Raw genomic sequence first — 12,318 nt, forward strand, 5'->3', positions numbered from 1 at the left:
ATACAAAAGACATGATTTACTCATGACTGATTAACTACTACAATTTTTCCTGCCTGTGCTGAATTGGCAGGAAGGCCACTTTCATTGAGTCGCCTTAAGGCTCTTGGCTTATCGCTTTGTTTGCAGTAGATATCAGCCAAATACACTATTGGAGTATAGATTTTGTCCAGACTCGCCGAATTTCGCGCAGCAGAAAAAGCCCTTCAAGAGCAGCTTGCCCAGCTGGAATCCCTGAAGAACGATGCTGGTTTGAAGAAAGAAATCGAATTCGAAGAAAAGCTGCAAGGGCTGATGAAGACCTACGGCAAAAGCCTGCGCGACATCATCTCCATCCTGGATCCTAACCCGGGCAAGTCCGGCGCTTCCGTCGCTGCCGCACCCAAACAGCGACGTGCCCGCGTCGTCAAGGTTTACCACAACCCGCACACGGGTGAACTGATCGAAACCAAGGGCGGCAACCATCGCGGCCTGAAGGCGTGGAAAGAACAGTACGGCGCAGCCACAGTAGACTCCTGGCTTCGCGGCTAATGCTTTGCGGCTAGTACAAACGCACTAAGAAAAGCCCTGCACATGCAGGGCTTTTTTGTTTACAGGCATCGATAGTGAAACAAATCAGGACGCTGGCACTTTCAAAAACGAACTTTAAAAAACATTTCACTTTGTTCAAATCGACTTATTTGTCGCGATGCCTACAACGCTCAAAGTTTAAGGCTGTCACGCACCGAACTGACTTCATCCTTGCTTGATTCGTAAGCGTCGGCCTGGCCTGCGTATGAAAAAACATAGGCCTTATCGGTATCGACAGCCCCCACCAACGTTTGCGACAGCACATGCCGACCGTTCTCGGTGATTACACAGGTAGTTTCCAATGCCTCAAGCCGGCTCAATGTTGTGGGGTGCATCTTGGTGCACACACTTTGATAACCACCCTGGGCAAAGTCCTTCTGGATGGATTTGCGCATTTCCAGCAGCACGCCTTGCAGGTTGACCGTATGCCCCGCTTCGATTGGCGTGCCCGTCAACTCCATGACCATCAAGGTCGCGCCATTCTCATCATTCTTTATGGCCCGCTGGCGGGACACCGCCGACGGTTGCGCCGGGGCCTGGTCGTCGGGCGCCACTTCCTCTACCTGCCAGCCGCTGGGCCAATGAATTTCCGGGTCAGCCGCCCATGCAGCGGTGCTGCCCAGCAACAGGCCCAGGGTACTCAACAACGGTGCGCGAAATCCGGTCATTACGAAAAACACTCAAGGTTCAAGCGACAAAGTTTGGGCCCCTGCACCCGCTGGCCGCAAGGGTTGCGTGACCTTTTTCATTTGGCGCAACCGGCAGGGCTGCGTATCATGGACCGGCTGCACGGATGCCAGCCGCAAGCCAAGGGATGCTCCAACCGGAGCCACGTTTGCCCCATTTTTCTCTGGAGGGCCCATGAGCCTGCACGAACTGAACACTTTCCCGGGCGTCACCGCCCAGCCTGACGCCGCCACCACGAACTTCGTATTCAACCACACCATGCTGCGGGTCAAGGACATCACCAAGTCGCTGGATTTCTACACCCGCGTACTGGGTTTTTCCCTGGTTGAAAAACGTGACTTCCCGGAAGCCGAATTCAGCCTGTACTTCCTGGCCCTGGTCGACAAGGCCCAGATCCCGGCCGACGCTGCCGCCCGCACCCAGTGGATGAAGTCGATCCCGGGCATCCTCGAACTGACCCACAACCACGGCACCGAAAACGACGCGGACTTTGCCTACCACAACGGCAACACCGACCCGCGTGGCTTTGGCCATATCTGCATCTCGGTGCCGGACATCGTTGCTGCCTGCGCGCGCTTTGAAGAACTGGGCTGCGACTTCCAGAAGCGCCTGAGTGACGGCCGCATGAAAAGCCTGGCATTCGTGAAAGACCCGGATGCGTACTGGGTTGAAATCATTCAGCCAACGCCGCTGTAAGGTTCCGCCGGCAATAAAAAACCCCATGATCACTCATGGGGTTTTTCATTTCCGGGCCGGAATTTACGCCGGGGCGGAAGTGCGGATCAGGTGATCGAAAGCACTCAGGGAAGCCTTGGCGCCCTCGCCTACTGCAATCACGATCTGCTTGTACGGCACAGTCGTTACGTCACCGGCGGCAAAAACACCTGGCAGCGAAGTCTCACCACGTGCATCGACGATGATCTCGCCACGTGGAGTCAACTCCACAGTGCCTTTGAGCCAGTCGGTGTTGGGCAGCAAACCGATCTGTACAAAGATGCCTTCCAGGTCGATAGTCTTGAATTCGCCACTGTCGCGATCCTTGTAGGCCAGGCCGGTAACTTTCTGGCCATCCCCCTTGACCTCACTGGTCAGCGCGCTGGTAATCACGTCAACGTTCGGCAGGCTGTACAGCTTGCGCTGCAACACGGCGTCGGCGCGCAACTTGCTGTCAAACTCAAGCAAGGTCACGTGGCTGACGATACCGGCCAGGTCGATGGCTGCTTCAACGCCGGAGTTACCGCCGCCGATCACCGCCACGCGCTTGCCCTTGAACAGCGGGCCGTCGCAGTGCGGGCAGAAGCACACGCCTTTGGCCTTGTATTCCTGCTCGCCCGGTACACCCATTTCACGCCAGCGGGCACCGGTGGCCAGGATCACGGTCTTGGACTTGAGGGTCGCACCGCTTTCGAAACGGATTTCGTGCAGCTCACCGTTGTTTTTCGCCGGGATCAGCGCAGTAGCACGCTGCAGGTTCATGATGTCCACGTCGTACTGACGCACGTGGGCCTCCAGGGCGCTGGCGAGTTTCGGCCCTTCGGTTTCCTGTACCGAGATAAAGTTCTCGATCGACATGGTGTCCAGCACCTGCCCGCCGAAACGCTCGGCTGCAACACCGGTACGGATGCCTTTACGTGCAGCGTAGATAGCCGCTGCCGAACCCGCTGGGCCACCGCCGACGACAAGTACGTCGAACGCATCTTTGGCGCTGATTTTCTCGGCGGCTTTTTCGATACCGCTGGTGTCGAGCTTGGCGAGGATTTCTTCCAGGCCCATGCGACCCTGGCCGAAGTTCACACCATTCAAGTAAACGCTGGGCACGGCCATGATCTGACGATCATCGACTTCTGCCTGGAACAGCGCACCGTCAATGGCGACGTGGCGGATGTTCGGGTTCAGTACTGCCATCAGGTTCAGCGCCTGGACCACGTCCGGGCAGTTCTGGCACGACAGCGAGAAGTAAGTCTCGAAGCTGAACTCACCTTTAAGGGCGCGAATCTGTTCAATCACTTCGACACTGGCCTTCGAGGGGTGGCCGCCGACTTGCAGCAGCGCCAACACCAGCGAAGTGAATTCATGGCCCATTGGGATGCCGGCAAAACGCAGGCTGATATCGGCACCCGGGCGGTTGATAGAGAACGATGGCTTGCGCGCATCATTGCCATCGCTTTTCAGGGTAATCAGCGTCGAAAGGCTGGCTACATCCTGCAAGAGGGCAAGCATTTCCTGGGATTTCGCACCGTCATCGAGGGAGGCGACGATCTCGATCGGCTGGGTGACCCGTTCCAGGTATGACTTCAACTGAGCTTTAAGATTGGCGTCCAACATACGGGCGATTTCCTATTAATTCGGTTTATTGCAGACAAAAAAACGCCCGAGCGAATCTCGCCCGGGCGTTTCGAGGGCGGATGCAGCTTACTTAGGTGCGGTAACCCGCCCTTGGCATTTCACAGACTTAGATCTTGCCGACCAGGTCCAGGGACGGAGCCAGGGTGGCCTCGCCTTCTTTCCACTTGGCTGGGCAGACTTCGCCCGGGTGAGCAGCAACGTACTGGGCCGCCTTGATTTTGCGCAGCAGCTCGGAAGCGTCACGGCCAACGCCGCCATCGTTCAGTTCAACGATTTTGATCTGGCCTTCAGGGTTGATCACGAAGGTGCCACGGTCTGCCAGGCCAGCTTCTTCGATCAGCACGTCGAAGTTGCGGGAGATGGTCAGGGTCGGGTCGCCGATCATGGTGTACTGGATTTTGCCGATGGCTGGCGAGGTGTTGTGCCAGGCAGCGTGGGCAAAGTGGGTGTCGGTGGAAACGCTGTAGATTTCGACGCCCAGTTTCTGGAATTCGGCGTAGTTGTCAGCCAGGTCTTCCAGTTCGGTTGGGCAGACGAAGGTGAAGTCGGCTGGGTAGAAGAACACGACAGACCATTTGCCTTTCAGGTCAGCATCAGTCACGTCTACGAAGTTGCCGTTTTTGTAGGCGGTAGCTTTGAACGGTTTTACTTGGCTGTTGATGATAGGCATCGTTGACTCTCCGTCAGGTTTGTAGAAGGGCTTAGTAAGTTGATGAGGTGAATCCTACCCACTCTCCCGGCCGATGGCTCATTGGCAAACCTGATGCTGACGATTGGTTTTCACTATCAAGAGACTGTATTAATAGAAGAAACCTTGAATCACTCGAGGGATGCCCGGGTCATGCCGAGAAAGGGCGTCGCTTCAACATAGCGCATGGCCGATTTCATGTCTTTCCAGCCGACGTAAGTCATCAACGACTTCAAGTCCCAGCCACTGCGATGAGCCCAGGTAGCGAAGCCCCGGCGCAGGGAGTGGCTGGTGTACTGATCGGCCGCAATCCCGGCGCGCTCCAGCGCCTGGCGCAATAGCGGGATCACGCTGTTGGCGTGCAAGCCCTCCTCGCCCAGGTTGCCCCAGCGATCAATGCCGCGAAACACCGGGCCGCGCACCAGCGCTGAAGCGCTGAGCCATTCGCTATAGGCCTGCACCGGGCACAGCCGCAGCAGCGCCGGCGTCTGGTAGGTGCGGCCGATATTTTCCCGATCACTTTTGCTGCGCGGTAGATACAGGGTGATGCCCGAACCGGGCACCGCCTGCACGTGCTCGATATTCAACCGGCACAACTCATCGCTGCGAAAGCCACGCCAGAAACCCAGCAGGATCAACGCTGCGTCACGCTTGGCCCGCAGCCATCGGGGATGGTCTTCTGCGCCTCGGGCGTCGTGGCCTTCCTGTTCGAGGAACTGGATGACCTGCTCCAGATGCTGCAGTTGTAATGGCTCCGCCTGTTTTTCCTGAGCCGGGTGCAGGGCGCGAATGCCTTTCAGGACTTTGCGCACCACTGGCGCCTTGGTCGGATCAGGAAACCCCTGGCTGGTGTGCCACTGGGCCAGCGCCGATAAACGCAGCTTCAACGTGTTGACCGACAGCACGCCCGCATGCGCCACCAGATAGCGCGCCACGCTGTCGCTGGTCGCCGGCAGGAACCCACCCCAATTCACCTCGAAATGCTCGATTGCCGCTCGATAGCTGCGGCGGGTGTTATCGCGGGTGGCCGCATTCAGATAACGGTCCAGCTCACTCATGCCTGTACTGCCATTGGCTGTTGTCCATTTCAAAACCTGTATCACACGGGATAATACGCCAATATCCCATCTGATAAATCATCAATTTCGGCTTTAAAACAATCGTGATATAGTACGTATATACATACTACGTACCACAGTACTAAATCGACGGAGACTCCATGGCTCGCGGCGGCATCAATAAAGCAGTAGTTCAAACGGCACGCCTGGCGATCCTTGCCCGTGGCGAAAACCCAAGCATCGATGCAGTACGCATCGAGATGGGCAATACCGGCTCGAAAACCACGATTCACCGCTATCTGAAGGAGCTGGACGAAAGCGAAACCCGCCAGACCATCACCGAAGCGCCCATTGACGACGAACTGGGTGAACTGGTGGCGCGACTGGCCCAGCGCCTGAAGGAGAAGGCCCAGGAGCCTATCGACCTGGCCCTGGCGCAGTTCCAGCAACAGAAAACCGCCCTGCTCGCCCAGGTTGAGGAGCTGGAAGCGGCCCACTCCCAGCTCAAGCAGCAGTTCGATATCCAGTCCGCCGCCCTGGCCGATGAAAGCGCAGCCTTGCAAAGCACTCGCTCCAGCCTGCAAACCGAGCAAACCCGCAACGCCGGGCTGAGCCAGGCGTGCAGCGATTACGAGTTGCGGATCAACGACAAGGACGAGCAGATTCGCTCACTGGAAGAAAAGCACCTGCATGCCCGGGACGCCCTGGAGCATTACCGCAATGCGATCAAGGACCAGCGTGAACAGGAACAGCGTCGCCATGAAGGCCAGTTGCAGCAGGTCCAGGCAGAGCTGCGCCAGGCCCAGCAGAGCGCGATGGTGCGCCAGGATGAAATCACTCAGTTGCACCGCGATAACGAGCGCCTGCTGATCGAGCATCGAGTGACCGTGAAGGAATTGAGCGCACTGCAGGAACAGGCTCGCCAGGACCGCGAACAGCAGCGTCAATTGAGCGAGCAAGTGAGTGTGATCGACAGCGAGCGTACCCTGTTGCAGGAGCGCTTGCGGGTTGCCCAACTGGAGAATCAGGCGCGCCAGGAAGCGCTGGCCGAGCATCAGAAGACCAACAAAACCCTGGAACTGGACCTGGTCAAGGCCCAGGCCAGTATTGATGCGCTGCGCCTGGCAGCCGTCGTTGCGACGGTGCCGGAAGCAACTACCGAGGGCTGATTACTGCGCCACTGGCGTGCGCATGGTGACGAACTCTTCCGCCGCTGTTGGGTGCACGCCGATGGTTTCATCGAAATGCTGCTTGGTCGCGCCCGCCTTGAGCGCGATCGCCAGGCCCTGCACGATCTCGCCAGCGTCGGGGCCGACCATGTGGCAACCCAGGACCTTGTCGGTCTCGGCGTCGACTACCAGCTTCATCAGGGTCTTTTCCTGGCAGTCGGTCAGGGTCAGTTTCATCGGCCGGAAGCGGCTTTCGAACACCTGCACCTTGTGCCCGTCTTCACGGGCCTGCTCTTCGCTGAGGCCCACGGTGCCGATATTCGGCAGGCTGAACACCGCCGTCGGGATCATCGCGTAGTCCACCGGACGATATTGCTCAGGCTTGAACAAGCGACGTGCCACGGCCATGCCTTCAGCGAGGGCCACTGGCGTCAGTTGCACGCGGCCGATCACATCACCAATCGCCAGGATCGACGGTTCGGCGGTCTGGTACAGCTCATCCACTTCGACAAAGCCGCGCTTGTCCAACTTGACGCCAGTGTTTTCCAGCCCCAGGTTATCGAGCATCGGGCGTCGGCCAGTGGCGTAGAACACGCAATCGGCTTCCAGCACGCGGCCATCTTTCAAAGTGGCCTTGAGGCTGCCATCGGCCTGTTTGTCGATACGCTCGATGTCGGCGTTGAACTGCAGGTCCAGGCCGCGCTTGGTCAACTCCTCCTTCAAGTGCGTGCGCACCGAGCCGTCAAAACCGCGCAGGAACAGGTCGCCGCGATACAGCAGCGAAGTCTGTGCGCCCAGGCCATGGAAAATCCCGGCGAACTCGACGGCGATATAGCCACCGCCGACTACCAGCACACGCTTGGGCAGCTCCTTGAGGAAAAACGCCTCATTGGAGCCAATGGCGTGCTCGCGCCCCGGGATGTCCGGGATCTGCGGCCAGCCACCGGTGGCCACCAGAATGTGCTTGGCGGTGAAACGCTCGCCGTTGATTTCTACCTGGTGCGGGTCCACCAGCCGCGCATGCCCTTCGTGCAGGGTCACGCCGCTGTTGACCAGCAGGTTGCGGTAGATGCCATTGAGACGGTTGATTTCACGATCCTTGTTGGCGATCAGGGTCGCCCAATCGAAGTTCGCTTCACCCAGGGACCAGCCAAAACCGCTGGCCTGCTCGAAGTCTTCGGCGAAATGCGCGCCGTATACCAACAGTTTCTTCGGCACGCAGCCCACATTCACGCAGGTACCGCCCAGGTAGCGGCTTTCAGCCACTGCCACTTTGGCGCCAAAACCCGCAGCGAATCGTGCAGCGCGCACACCGCCGGAACCGGCACCAATTACATAAAGGTCAAAATCGTAGGCCATTTCACTCTCCTCGGCAGGACAACAGCATACCTGCTTACATGGGACCGAAAAACGAAAAAGCCACCCGAAGGTGGCTTTCTCAGATCAGGCAGGCAACCGTGAATCAGTAAGCCTTGCCAGTCTTGTAGAAGTGCTCGTAGCAGAAGTTGGTCGCTTCGATGTAGCCTTCAGCGCCACCGCAGTCAAAACGACGACCCTTGAACTTGTAGGCAATCACGCAACCGTCTTTTGCCTGCTTCAGCAGAGCGTCGGTGATCTGGATCTCGCCACCCTTGCCCGGCTCGGTTTCTTCGATCAGCTTGAAGATGTCCGGGGTCAGGATGTAGCGGCCGATGATCGCCAGGTTCGACGGAGCATCTTCCGGCGCTGGCTTTTCAACCATGTCGCGTACGCGGATCAGGCCATCACCGATATCGTCGCCGGCAATCACGCCGTACTTGTTGGTTTCCTGAGGATCGACCTCTTGAACCGCGACGATGGTGCAACGGTACTTCTGGTACAGCTTGACCATCTGGGTCAGGACGCCGTCGCCTTCCAGGTTTACACACAGGTCATCGGCCAGTACCACGGCGAACGGTTCGTCACCGATCAGCGGACGACCGGTCAGGATCGCGTGACCCAGGCCTTTCATTTGGGTCTGGCGGGTGTAGGAGAACGAGCACTCGTCGAGCAGCTTACGGATGCCGACCAGGTATTTTTCCTTGTCGGTGCCCTTGATCTGGTTTTCCAGCTCGTAGCTGATGTCGAAGTGGTCTTCCAGGGCGCGTTTGCCACGGCCGGTCACGATCGAGATTTCGTTCAGGCCGGCATCCAGTGCTTCTTCCACGCCATACTGGATCAGTGGCTTGTTCACCACCGGCAGCATTTCTTTGGGCATGGCCTTGGTCGCTGGCAGGAAGCGAGTGCCGTAACCGGCTGCTGGGAACAAGCATTTCTTGATCATATGAGTCCTTACAAAGGGCTGTGCGTACGAAATTCGGCGCAGTCTAATCAGGCCGCAGTCACCTTACAATGGGTCCTGCTGGCGTTGCGATGTCAACATAGAGAAAAAATGTCGGCGTAAGTTCCGCCGGCATTCAATCAAGTACCTTCGCCGCTGTTAGAAATCGTCGGCTTGTGCCCGTCATTCAAAGGGCTCCAACCTTTTTAGCACGCTTTATGACGATCGGCACTGACCTGCAACAACTTGCGCCGCCCCACGCCGTTTGGCGCTATCATTACGCCCTTGAACCAGACAACGAGATTGATAGATGTCAGAACCAAAAGGCGTGAACGGCTACCTGATCACCAAGCGAGCGGACGGCTGGCACTTGATCAACTTCCATGGCGACAGCGTTGCCGGCGCATTCGCGACCGAAGCTCAAGCCTGTGCCGTGGCCGAAGTGTTTGTGGATGAAGCCGGCCACGCGTCGAGCAAGCGTCCGAAAACCAAGTAACACCGCGGTAACGCCAATCAAGCCTCGTTTGACGGGGCTTTTTTGTGTTTGTCTGTACGTTAATGGCGGTTCGCTATAATCTCGCCTGTAACGCCCCACGACAGTGTCAGCGCTCCCCTCCAACACCCTGATGACGACTCCTACATGAACAAGATCCTGGCACTGATTGCGGTACTGGCGCTTACCGGTGGCTGCACCACCACTTCCGACACGGTCCTGAAGAACGGCGAACAAGGACTGGCCATCGACTGCTCCGGCGAAGCCAACTCCTGGGCCAGCTGTTATGAAAAGGCTGATGCGTCCTGCGCGGGCACCGGCTACCGGATTGTCGGCACCGAAGGCACACCGGCCCTGAAAGAAAGCGACAAGACCCTGGGCAAGGATGTCGGCAACTACAAGACCCGCAGCGTGACGGTGGTCTGCAAATAACTACATGTGAATTTCGGCGAACTTGATGCCCAGGCCGCGAATGGTCTCGATCAAGTCGTCCAGGCGGGAGAAGGATTCGACTTCATCCTGGTCATCCACCAGGAAGTAACTGCGACCGCCACTCTTCTTGAAGAACACGATCCACTCGCCCGTATCCGCGGGATTTTGAATCACATGGGTCGCAGAAATATGCCCCCCTGCATGCTGTTCCCTGACTTGCTCACGTTTCATGACTGAGTTTCCGAAAAGACAATGCCGCTGATTCAGCGGCATTTTTTATGGGTTATCGACAGTTTAACGGATGCCTTGCCCGATCAGTACGCCATCGACCGTCTGCCCGTAAAGATTGACGCCGTCATTGGCATGGAACTTCACCCGGGTTTTCTCCACGGAGCCGTCCACGAGGCGCGGGTCCTGAGGACGCTCGTGACGGTTGACGTAGGCTGCCACGTCCCAGGCTTGCTGGTCGGTCAGGCTGCCGCCCTGGCCCAGGGGCATGTTGTGCTTGATGAAGGACGCTGCCGTATTGATTCGATGCATCCCGGCGCCCCAGTTGTAGGAGTCTTTACCCCAGAGCGGCGGCATCACGTAGTTGTCGCCCACTTTCTGGCCCTGGCCTTCGGCGCCATGGCACACCGCGCACTGGCCCTTGTAGACCTCTGCGCCCTGGGCCAGGTCGTAACCCTTGGCGGGTGCCGGCACGTCCGGGTAGCCACGGCCCGGCAGTTCGACGCCCAAGGGAGCCTTGCTCGCCAGCCAGTAGGCATATACCGACAGCGCGGTAATCTCCGGGCTGTCTGCAGCCGGTGGCGTGCCGCCATCCATGCTGAACTGGAAACAGCCCTGCAAACGCTCGGCGAAGGTGTTGACCTTGTCGTTCTTTTTTCGATACGCCGGGTACATCGGGTAGGCACCCCACAGCGGCGCCGAATTGGCCAGGCGACCCTGGTCCAGGTGGCAATTGCTGCAATTGAGGCCATTACCGACAAATTGCGGCGCCAGGCGCTTGGTGTCGACAAACAGCGCGTAGCCCTGTTTCACCAGCTTGCCGTAGGCGTTGTCCGGCAGCTCGCTTTCTTTTGGCGGCTGGAACTGCACGGTAGTTCCATCAGCGCCGGCTGGCTGCAACTGTGACTGGTCTTCCATGGCAATAGGGGCGGCATGGACGGGTACGCCGATCAGGCTTCCCAGCAGCGGAGCAAACAAGAAGCGCTTCATGGCTTGGCCTCCTGGCCGCTCAACGAGGCAAAATAGGTGGCCACGGCCTGCACTTCTTCAGCGCTGAGGGATTTGGCGATATGGCCCATCAGATCATTCGGATCGTTATGGCGCGTGCCGCTGCGCCAGGCGTTCAACTGCGCCGCGAGGTAGGCCGCAGGTTGTCCGGCCAGGGGTGGAAACCCGTCGCCGACGCCCACGCCGGCCGGGCCATGACAGCTGACACAGGCCGGAATCTGGCGCTCCCACGCACCTTGCAGGGCAATCTTTTGCGCAGCGTCAGTAGGCATCTCGCTGCGGTGCACCGGCACAGGTGCGGGCGCAGGCATTGCCGCCAGCTGCCGGGTTACAGCGCTGACTTCCTCTTCCGTCAGGGCGTTGGCCAGTGGCTGCATCACCGGGCTGTTCCGGGTGCCACTTTTAAAATCCTGCAGTTGCTTACGCAAATACCCCGCCGATAAACCGGCCAAACGCGGAAAACCCGCGGCTGCCAGCCCCAGGCCATCAGCCCCGTGGCAGGCGACGCACGGCGCAGCTCCCGGCTGCGAGCCGCCCTGCATATAAACGTTTTTCCCCTCCAGCGCGTGGGCATTGCCCAACATCAGCAACAACGCGCTACCCATCAGAACTCGTTCCAGAGACATCATCACGACTCCATTTTTATAGTTATATGCTTAGGCGAATTAGGCATAAGCCTACAAATGGTAGGGCAATGGTCCGGTCGCGACAACACTCATCCGCGAGCAAAAGGACGGTGTACTGAACATCGCGCACAAAAAAGCCCGACGCTGCGGCAGCAGGGTCGGGCTTCTTGATCGGATTCGAGGTGGGCGGCTACAGACTCAGCCGGAAATGCACGCTTCCCCCGCAGCCTTCACGTCACCTGGACGAATAGGCACATTGGACATGCTCTCGTAGAGCTTGATACTGCTCCCGCTGGAGCGCTCTTCAATTTCAAAAATGGCCGACGGGTCGGCAGAAAACTTCTGCGGTACGATAACTTGAACACCATCCTTGTGAGGCTCGATCTGCGAAGGCCTGCGGGTTTTAGACAATTTCTGGACAACGCACGCCGCGTATTCCTGTGGTTTTTTCCCGGAGATCACTGCCAGCGTTGGTGGGGTCTGCTTGATATCCGCCACCGAAGCACATCCACCCAACGCCAGGGCCAGAACCAACACACTCCACTTCATATAAAAACCTCCGATAAAGACCCTACGACAGCGAAGAAGGTATTTTTCTCCCGCCCACGTAGGATTTATCCCTGATAACTCGGTAAATAACTGTTTTAAATTGTCGAAGTCGTCGACGACGGTCCGATAATAAACGTGCTGGGGCTGATAAACTCCATCTTATCCTAC

Annotated in this window: 15 protein-coding genes; 5 read left to right on the plus strand and 10 right to left on the minus strand. The window is 58.1% G+C overall.

The window, feature by feature from the left end:
- Window positions 1–162: 162 nt before the first annotated feature.
- Window positions 163–528 (plus strand): histone-like nucleoid-structuring protein, MvaT/MvaU family, encoded by a 366-nt coding sequence (locus HX811_RS02505; protein ID WP_003212570.1) that lies wholly within the window; start codon window positions 163–165, stop codon window positions 526–528.
- A gap of 170 nt (window positions 529–698) precedes the next feature.
- On the opposite strand, the gene HX811_RS02510 is transcribed toward HX811_RS02505, so the two are convergent.
- Complete coding sequence (locus tag HX811_RS02510) at window positions 699–1,235, minus strand: DUF4946 domain-containing protein (protein WP_008432526.1); 537 nt, start codon at window positions 1,233–1,235, stop codon at window positions 699–701.
- Between the two features lie 193 nt (window positions 1,236–1,428).
- Here HX811_RS02510 and gloA point away from each other — a divergent pair, with 193 nt between their 5' ends.
- Complete coding sequence (gloA, locus tag HX811_RS02515) at window positions 1,429–1,950, plus strand: lactoylglutathione lyase (RefSeq protein ID WP_008432524.1); 522 nt, start codon at window positions 1,429–1,431, stop codon at window positions 1,948–1,950.
- Window positions 1,951–2,013: 63 nt separating this feature from the next.
- Here gloA and ahpF read toward each other — a convergent pair whose 3' ends face one another.
- From ahpF to HX811_RS02530, 3 genes are all read right to left on the minus strand, one after another.
- A complete protein-coding gene (ahpF, locus tag HX811_RS02520) occupies window positions 2,014–3,579 on the minus strand; it encodes an alkyl hydroperoxide reductase subunit F (RefSeq protein ID WP_003212573.1) in 1,566 nt (521 codons plus the stop codon).
- A 127-nt stretch (window positions 3,580–3,706) separates the two neighbouring features.
- The gene (ahpC, locus tag HX811_RS02525) at window positions 3,707–4,270 is read right to left on the minus strand and encodes an alkyl hydroperoxide reductase subunit C (protein WP_003173835.1); all 564 of its coding nucleotides are present in this window, start codon (window positions 4,268–4,270) and stop codon (window positions 3,707–3,709) included.
- A gap of 149 nt (window positions 4,271–4,419) precedes the next feature.
- Window positions 4,420–5,346 (minus strand): site-specific integrase, encoded by a 927-nt coding sequence (locus HX811_RS02530; protein WP_102369017.1) that lies wholly within the window; start codon window positions 5,344–5,346, stop codon window positions 4,420–4,422.
- A gap of 161 nt (window positions 5,347–5,507) precedes the next feature.
- On the opposite strand from HX811_RS02530, the gene HX811_RS02535 reads away from it, so the two are divergent.
- Complete coding sequence (locus HX811_RS02535) at window positions 5,508–6,515, plus strand: DNA-binding protein (protein ID WP_177027858.1); 1,008 nt, start codon at window positions 5,508–5,510, stop codon at window positions 6,513–6,515.
- Here HX811_RS02535 and gorA read toward each other — a convergent pair whose 3' ends face one another.
- Together gorA and galU are read right to left on the minus strand one after the other, a co-directional pair.
- The gene (gorA, locus tag HX811_RS02540; RefSeq protein ID WP_102369015.1) at window positions 6,516–7,874 is read right to left on the minus strand and encodes a glutathione-disulfide reductase; all 1,359 of its coding nucleotides are present in this window, start codon (window positions 7,872–7,874) and stop codon (window positions 6,516–6,518) included.
- A gap of 103 nt (window positions 7,875–7,977) precedes the next feature.
- On the minus strand, window positions 7,978–8,817 hold the full coding sequence (galU, locus tag HX811_RS02545) for a UTP--glucose-1-phosphate uridylyltransferase GalU (RefSeq protein ID WP_003212579.1): 840 nt from the start codon (window positions 8,815–8,817) through the stop codon (window positions 7,978–7,980).
- Between the two features lie 307 nt (window positions 8,818–9,124).
- Between galU and HX811_RS02550 the strand changes: the two genes are divergently transcribed.
- Both HX811_RS02550 and HX811_RS02555 read left to right on the plus strand, forming a co-directional pair.
- On the plus strand, window positions 9,125–9,310 hold the full coding sequence (locus HX811_RS02550) for a hypothetical protein (RefSeq protein ID WP_003212580.1): 186 nt from the start codon (window positions 9,125–9,127) through the stop codon (window positions 9,308–9,310).
- 144 nt (window positions 9,311–9,454) lie between these two features.
- Window positions 9,455–9,739 (plus strand): hypothetical protein, encoded by a 285-nt coding sequence (locus HX811_RS02555; protein WP_003212581.1) that lies wholly within the window; start codon window positions 9,455–9,457, stop codon window positions 9,737–9,739.
- On the opposite strand, the gene HX811_RS02560 is transcribed toward HX811_RS02555, so the two are convergent.
- The 4 genes from HX811_RS02560 to HX811_RS02575 all read right to left on the minus strand — a co-directional run bounded on the left by HX811_RS02560 (window position 9,740) and on the right by HX811_RS02575 (window position 12,150).
- Complete coding sequence (locus HX811_RS02560) at window positions 9,740–9,970, minus strand: hypothetical protein (protein ID WP_003212582.1); 231 nt, start codon at window positions 9,968–9,970, stop codon at window positions 9,740–9,742.
- 63 nt (window positions 9,971–10,033) lie between these two features.
- The gene (locus tag HX811_RS02565; RefSeq protein WP_177044596.1) at window positions 10,034–10,957 is read right to left on the minus strand and encodes a c-type cytochrome; all 924 of its coding nucleotides are present in this window, start codon (window positions 10,955–10,957) and stop codon (window positions 10,034–10,036) included.
- Entirely contained in the window at window positions 10,954–11,604 is a 651-nt protein-coding gene (locus tag HX811_RS02570; RefSeq protein ID WP_256344363.1) for a c-type cytochrome, read from the minus strand. The genes HX811_RS02565 and HX811_RS02570 overlap by 4 nt, the downstream gene beginning before the upstream one ends.
- A 195-nt stretch (window positions 11,605–11,799) precedes the next feature.
- Window positions 11,800–12,150 carry a hypothetical protein gene (locus HX811_RS02575; protein ID WP_003212585.1) on the minus strand — a complete coding sequence of 117 codons (351 nt, stop codon included), beginning with the start codon at window positions 12,148–12,150 and terminating at the stop codon, window positions 11,800–11,802.
- Between the last annotated feature and the right edge of the window lie 168 nt (window positions 12,151–12,318).

Origin of the sequence: Pseudomonas sp. F8002, from assembly GCF_013385495.1 — a bacterium.
Classification (GTDB): domain Bacteria; phylum Pseudomonadota; class Gammaproteobacteria; order Pseudomonadales; family Pseudomonadaceae; genus Aquipseudomonas.

Bases quoted from the DNA above. Each gene is read 5' to 3' on its own strand.
- HX811_RS02510 (WP_008432526.1), bottom strand. From the start codon at position 1,235: ATGACCGGATTTCGCGCACCGTTGTTGAGTACCCTGGGCCTGTTGCTG.
- gloA (WP_008432524.1), top strand. From the start codon at position 1,429: ATGAGCCTGCACGAACTGAACACTTTCCCGGGCGTCACCGCCCAGCCT.
- ahpF (WP_003212573.1), bottom strand. From the start codon at position 3,579: ATGTTGGACGCCAATCTTAAAGCTCAGTTGAAGTCATACCTGGAACGG.
- ahpC (WP_003173835.1), bottom strand. From the start codon at position 4,270: ATGCCTATCATCAACAGCCAAGTAAAACCGTTCAAAGCTACCGCCTAC.
- HX811_RS02530 (WP_102369017.1), bottom strand. From the start codon at position 5,346: ATGAGTGAGCTGGACCGTTATCTGAATGCGGCCACCCGCGATAACACC.
- HX811_RS02535 (WP_177027858.1), top strand. From the start codon at position 5,508: ATGGCTCGCGGCGGCATCAATAAAGCAGTAGTTCAAACGGCACGCCTG.
- gorA (WP_102369015.1), bottom strand. From the start codon at position 7,874: ATGGCCTACGATTTTGACCTTTATGTAATTGGTGCCGGTTCCGGCGGT.
- galU (WP_003212579.1), bottom strand. From the start codon at position 8,817: ATGATCAAGAAATGCTTGTTCCCAGCAGCCGGTTACGGCACTCGCTTC.
- HX811_RS02550 (WP_003212580.1), top strand. From the start codon at position 9,125: ATGTCAGAACCAAAAGGCGTGAACGGCTACCTGATCACCAAGCGAGCG.
- HX811_RS02555 (WP_003212581.1), top strand. From the start codon at position 9,455: ATGAACAAGATCCTGGCACTGATTGCGGTACTGGCGCTTACCGGTGGC.
- HX811_RS02560 (WP_003212582.1), bottom strand. From the start codon at position 9,970: ATGAAACGTGAGCAAGTCAGGGAACAGCATGCAGGGGGGCATATTTCT.
- HX811_RS02565 (WP_177044596.1), bottom strand. From the start codon at position 10,957: ATGAAGCGCTTCTTGTTTGCTCCGCTGCTGGGAAGCCTGATCGGCGTA.
- HX811_RS02570 (WP_256344363.1), bottom strand. From the start codon at position 11,604: ATGATGTCTCTGGAACGAGTTCTGATGGGTAGCGCGTTGTTGCTGATG.
- HX811_RS02575 (WP_003212585.1), bottom strand. From the start codon at position 12,150: ATGAAGTGGAGTGTGTTGGTTCTGGCCCTGGCGTTGGGTGGATGTGCT.